Genomic DNA, 6,548 nt, shown 5'->3' with positions numbered 1-6,548 from the left:
GTTGTGGGTTTGTGGAGGAGCTGACGTTGGAGGCTCCGCTGGTTCTGCCTGTGCAGGGTGGTGTGCAGCTCCAGGTCACCGTGGGCGCCGAGGACAAGACCGGCCGCCGGACCCTCGCCCTGCACTCGCGTGAGGAGCAGGCGGGGCACGCAGGCGTCGGCGGGTGGATCTCGCACGCCAGTGGCGTGCTGGCCGTCGGGGAGCAGCGGCAGGAGGAGTTCGGGCTCGCCGAGTGGCCGCCGCCGGGGGCCACCGAGGTGGACATCGACGGCCTGTACCGGCACCTGGCCGACCTGGGCTTCTCCTATGGGGAGGCGTTCCGGGGGCTGCGGGCCGCCTGGCGGCGCGAGGGAGAGGTCTTCGCGGAGGTGGCGCTGCCGGAGGAACAGCGGGAGAGTGCGGACTCGTTCCGGCTGCACCCGGCGCTTCTCGACGCCGCCTTGCACGTCCTGGGGCTTGGTGTGCTTCGCGGAGAGGAGAGCGGGGCTCAGTTGCCGTTCGTCTGGACCGGGGTCTCGCTGCGGGCCACGGGCGCCGCGTCGCTGCGGGTCCGGCTCACCCCGGAAGGCAAGGACGGTGTGGCACTCGCCGTCGCGGACAGTCTGGGCGAACCGGTCGCCACCGTGGACTCGCTGGTGTTCAGGCCGGTCGCACCGGAGCAGCTCGGCGGCCAGTCGATCGCCGATGACTCGTTGTTCCGAGTCGAGTGGATCGAGCGTCCCCAACTGTCGGAGAGCTCCGGGGGAGTGGGCGGGAAGCCGACAGGTGTGGAGGTGCTGTCGGTGGCCGGTGGTGGTGCCGATGGCCTCGCACGACCGGAAGCGTCGATGGTCTCCGTGACGCTGGCTGAAGTCCTTCGCTCGGTGCAGGAGTTCCTGTCCGATGAGCGGCGTGAGGCGTCGCGGCTCGCTGTGGTGACGCGGGGTGCGGTGGCCACGGCCGATGGTGCGGCGGTGGATCCGGTAGGTGCGGCCGTCTGGGGTCTGGTGCGTTCGGCGCGGTCCGAGCACCCGGGCCGGTTTGTGCTGGTCGACGTGGACCCGGACGCCGCTGAGACAGACGTGAACGACGCGGTGATTGCCGGGGTGTTGGCATCCGGTGAGCCGGAGGTCGCGGTGCGGGAGGATGCGGTGTGGGTGCCGCGTCTGGCCCGGGTCGCATCGCCGGACGCTGAGGCGGAAGTCAGCTGGGGCGAGGGTACGGTCCTGGTGACCGGTGCCCTGGGTGGCCTGGGGCGAATCGTGAGTCGGCATCTGGCCGAGCGTCATGGTGTACGGGATCTGCTGCTCGCATCGCGACGTGGTGAGCAGTCACCCGGTGCGGACGAACTCCGTACGGAGATCGAGAAGCTGGGTACCGGGGTGCGTATCGCGGCGTGCGATGCCGCCGATCGCGAGGCGCTGGCCTCCCTCCTCGCGGAGGTCGGCTCGGATCTGACGGCGGTCGTGCACGTGGCGGGTGTCCTGGACGATGGTGTGGTCACCTCGCTCACGTCTGAGCGGCTCGACACGGTCCTGCGTCCGAAGGTCGACGCGGCCCTCAATCTCCATGAGCTGACGTCCGGACTCGATCTCTCCGCCTTCGTCCTCTTCTCCTCCGCAGCCGGAGTCTTCGGCGGCGCGGGGCAGGCCAACTACGCGGCGGCCAACGCGTTCCTGGACGCCTTGGCGCAGCACCGCAAGGCGCAGGGCCTTCCCGCGACCTCGCTCGCCTGGGGCCTGTGGGCACAGGAGAGTGACATGACCGGGAAGCTCAACGCCGGGGACCTGGGCCGGATGGCCAGGGGCGGGGTCGCGCCGCTCACGTCGGAGGAGGGGCTCGCCCTCCTCGACACCGCGATCGGCGTCCCCGATGCCGCTCTCGTACCGCTGCGCCTCGACCTCGCGTCCTTGCGGGCGAACTCCGCGTCCGGATCTGTATCCGGGGCCGATGCCGTCCCCGCGCTGCTGAGGGGCCTGGTCCGCGTACCGCTGCGGCGGTCCGTCGCAGGTGCGGCGGCCGAGGTGGCGGCGTCCGGAGAGGCACCGCTGCTCGGTCAGTTGGCGGGGCTCGACGCTGCGGGGCGGGACAAGGTTCTGACGGAACTGGTCTGCACACACGTGGCCGCAGTCCTGGGCTACGAGTCCGCGGCATCGGTGGACGCCACGCGGGCCTTCCGTGAGCTGGGCTTCGACTCCCTCACCGCCGTCGAGCTGCGCAACGAGGTGAACGGCGCCACCGGGCTCCGTCTCCCCGCGACCCTGATCTTCGACTACCCCACCCCGGCGGCGCTCGCGGCCCACCTGGCCACCGCGCTGCCGCTCGGCGACGGGCGGCAGGGCGGCGGGGTCTCCGTACTCGACGAGCTGGAGCGGCTCGAGTCGGCCCTGGCGACGATGGAGACGGGGAGCACGGACAGCATCGTCCACTCGAAGATCACGATCCGCCTCCAGACGCTCCTTTCGCGCTGGAGTACCCCACAGGGCCAGGGCCTGACCGACCAGGACGCGGCAGGCGGCCTGGACGAGACGGACGACTTGGACTCCATCTCCGACGAGGACCTCTTCGACGCCCTCGACGACGAGCTCGGAACGGCCTGACGTGCCCGAAACGCCTGAACCAACTGATACATCGCAGAACTCGACGAACACACAGAACACGACAAACGCGCAAAGCGCGACGAACACGCAAGACACGAAGCACACGCAAGACACGACGCAAACAGAGCTCGCGAAGAACGTGAAGAACACGAGGGGCGGACGAGAAATGTCGAACGAGGAGAAGCTTCGGGATTATCTCAAGCGGACGACCTCCGACCTGCGTCAAGCTCGTCGTCGTCTGCGTGAGGTGGAGGAGCGGGACCAGGAGCCCATCGCCATCGTCGCGATGAGCTGCCGCTACCCCGGCGGCGTCCGCAACCCGGAAGAGCTGTGGCGGCTCGTCACCGACGGTACCGACGCCCTGACGCCGTTCCCCACCAACCGTGGCTGGGACCCGGACGCGCTCTACGACCCGGACCCCGACAACTCCGGTACGAGCTATGCCCGCGAGGGCGGATTCCTGCACGAGGCGGACCAGTTCGACGCCGGGTTCTTCGGAATCTCACCGCGTGAGGCGCTTGCCACCGACCCGCAGCAGCGGCTCCTCCTGGAGTCTTCCTGGGAGCTCTTCGAGCGGGCCGGCATCGACCCCGGCACGCTGCGCGGCAGCCGCACCGGCGTCTTCGCGGGCGTCATGTACCACGACTACGCTTCTCGTCTGCACTCCGTGCCCGAGGACGTCGAGGGCTACCTCGGCACCGGCGCGTCCAGCAGCATCGTCTCCGGCCGGGTCGCCTACACCTTCGGGCTCGAAGGCCCTGCCGTCACCATCGACACGGCGTGCTCCTCCTCCCTCGTCGCGCTGCACCTCGCCTCGCAGGCGCTGCGCCAGGGCGAGTGCACGATGGCTCTCGCGGGCGGTGTGACCGTGATGTTCACGCCCGGCACCTTCGTCGACTTCAGCAAGCAGCGCGGCCTCGCGTCGGACGGCCGTTGCAAGCCGTACGCGGAGGCCGCCGACGGCACCGGCTGGGGCGAGGGCGTCGGCCTTCTCCTCCTTGAGCGCCTCTCGGACGCGCGCCGCAACGGCCACCAGGTCCTCGCGGTGGTCCGTGGCTCGGCGGTGAACCAGGACGGTGCGAGCAACGGCCTCACCGCGCCCAACGGACCCTCCCAGCAGCGCGTCATCCTCCAGGCCCTCGCCAACTCCCGCCTGGCACCGGAGGAAATCGACGTCGTGGAGGGCCACGGCACCGGCACGACCCTCGGCGACCCCATCGAGGCCCAGGCCCTCATCGCCACGTACGGGCAGGACCGCCCGGAGGATCGGCCGCTGTGGCTCGGTTCGGTGAAGTCCAACATCGGTCACACGCAGGCCGCCGCCGGTGTCGCCGGTGTCATCAAGATGGTCATGGCCATGCGTGAGGGAGTGCTGCCGCAGACCCTGCACGTCGACCGGCCGAGCACCCATGTGGACTGGACGGCAGGGGCCGTCGAACTGCTGACGGAGGCACGCGACTGGCCCGAGCAGGAGGGTGACGCCGCCGCTCCGCGCCGGGCCGGTGTGTCGTCGTTCGGCGTGAGCGGTACCAATGCCCATGTGATCGTGGAGCAGGCGCCGGTAGCCGAGGCGGCCGAGCAACCCGCTGAGGCGGCGGCGCCGGTCGAGGCCGTCTCGTCTTCGACGGTGGTGCCGTGGGTGGTGTCGGGCAAGAGCGCCGACGCACTGCGGGCGCAGACGGCTCGGCTGCGCGAGTTCGTGCTCGCTGAGGGCGAGTTGGATCCGGTGGACGTGGGTTGGTCGCTCCTGAGCGCACGGGCGGTGCACGAGCACCGGACTGTGGTGTTCGGGCGGGATCGGGGCGAGTTCCTGGGTGGCCTTGAGAGCGGGATTTCGGGTTCGGTGGTCGAGGGTCGCCTGGGTGTCGTGTTCACGGGTCAGGGCAGTCAGCGGGTGGGGATGGGCCGTGAGTTGTATGAGGCTTTCCCGGTGTTCGCGAAGGCCTTGGACGAGGTGTGCGGTCATCTCGACGGGCTTCTTGAGCGGCCGTTGAAGGAGGTCATGTTCGGCGATGATGCTGAGCTGCTGTCCGGGACGGGGTATGCGCAGCCTGCGTTGTTCGCGGTTGAGGTGGCTCTTTACCGTCTGGCTGAGTCGTTTGGTGTGCGGCCGGAGATACTCGGTGGGCATTCGGTGGGTGAGCTGGCTGCGGCGTACGTGGCTGGGCTCTGGTCTCTCGAAGACGCGACCCGGCTGGTGGCCGCACGCGGCCGGTTGATGCAGGCGCTGCCCGAGGGCGGCGCAATGCTCGCCGTGCAGGCTACGGAGACGGACGTACTGCCCCTCCTTGAGGGCCTGGAGGCGCAAGTCGGTCTGGCGGCGGTCAACGGCCCCTCGCAGCTGGTGCTCTCTGGCGAGCGTGAGGTGCTGGAGAGCCTGGCTGAGACTCTCAAGGGCCAGGAGCGGAAGGTGCGGTGGCTGAAGGTCTCGCACGCCTTCCACTCCCCGCTGATGGACCCGGTCCTGGAGGACTTCCGTAAGGTCGCGCAGAGCCTGACGTTCAACACTCCGAAGCTGCCGGTCGTCTCGAACCTGACGGGCGAGCTGGCCGAGCCTGCTGAGCTCCAGGACCCGGAGTACTGGGTCCGCCACATCCGCGAAGCCGTTCGCTTCCACGATGGCCTCAACTCGTTGACCACGTACGGAGTGTCGACCCTCCTCGAACTGGGTCCGGACTCGATCCTGACCGCGATGGCGCATGACACCGTCACCGAGCCCGAGGCCCAGTCGGGTCTGATCGCTTCCCTGCGCAAGGACCGCCCCGAGCCGGACACGTTCCTGACGGCCCTCGCCCAGGCCCACGTCCGAGGCATCGACGTCGACTGGACGCCCCTCTACGCCCCGGTCGAGAACCGACGCCGCGTCGACCTGCCGACGTACGCCTTCCAGCACCAGGGCTACTGGCTGCACGCCCCGGCCCTGACCGGAGACGTGACCTCTGTCGGTCTCGCCGAGGCCGACCACCCGCTCATCGGCGCGGCCATTCAGGTCGCCGGGAGCGAAGCGCGCCTGTTCACGAGCCTTCTGTCGATCGACGCACACCCGTGGTTCGCCGATCACACCGTGGCAGGCCGGACGCTGCTGCCCGGCACGGCCTTCGTCGAACTGGCCGTACGAGCCGGCGACGAGTTCGGCCTCGACGTGCTCGAAGAGCTCATCCTGGAAGCCCCGTTGGTGCTCCCCGAAGATGGCGCGGGGGTCCAGGTCCAGCTCTGGGTCGAAGAGCCCGACGAGAGCGGACGGCGCGCGTTCACGCTGCACTCACGCCATCAGAACGACATCCCGGACGAGCCGTGGACCCGGCACGCCGCCGGTGTGCTCGCCTCCGACGAGAGGACGAGCGCCGGGTTCGAACTGACCCAGTGGCCCCCGGTCGGAGCTGTCGACCTGGACATCGACGACCTGTACGCGGGTTTCGCCTCGGCGGGCCTCGACTACGGACCCGCATTCCAGGGGGTGCGCGCGGCGTGGCGCCGCGGGGACGAGGTCTTCGCCGAGGTCGCCCTGCCCGAGGAGCAGCAGGACGAGGCCGGCGAGTACGGTCTGCACCCCGCCCTCCTCGACGCGAGCCTGCACGGAGTGGCCTTCACCGCCTTGGGGGCCGCGGACACTGCCGAAAGCACGGGGCGGCCCCGCCTGCCGTTCTCGTGGAGCGGCGTCTCGCTGTTCGCGACGGGCGCGGCGACTCTGCGCGTGCGGCTGGCCGCTGCCGGAACGGACAGCGTCTCGCTCGCCGCCTGGGACGAGTCGGGCAAGGCTGTCGCCGCCGTCGAGTCGCTGATGCTGCGCGAGCTGGCCGCCGACGAATTGAACGCCGCGTCCGGCGCGAGCGACGATGAGCCCCTGTTCCGTCTGGACTGGAGTGTGGTGAGCGCTCCGGCTGTGTCGTCGGTGGGTTCTTGTGCGGTGTTGGGTGAGGACGGGTTGGGGTTGCGTGCGGCGCTTGAGGGTGCCGGTGTGGCTGTCTC

General features: G+C 69.9%; 2 protein-coding genes. Both read left to right on the top strand.

Annotation, left to right across the window (positions count from 1 at the left end; genetic code table 11):
- Positions 1 to 2,579 (top strand): type I polyketide synthase (locus ACFVXC_RS42400; protein ID WP_389917186.1); only part of this gene is annotated, 2,579 nt, incomplete at its 5' end.
- 166 nt (positions 2,580 to 2,745) lie between these two features.
- Positions 2,746 to 6,548: type I polyketide synthase (locus ACFVXC_RS42395; RefSeq protein WP_389917184.1), on the top strand; the 3,803-nt coding region annotated here is incomplete at its 3' end.

The organism is Streptomyces sp. NPDC058257, assembly GCF_042881845.1.
Lineage (GTDB): Bacteria > Actinomycetota > Actinomycetes > Streptomycetales > Streptomycetaceae > Streptomyces.
The sequence above is the reverse complement of the archived record's forward strand: the minus strand, read 5'-3'. Positions and strand labels throughout refer to the sequence as shown.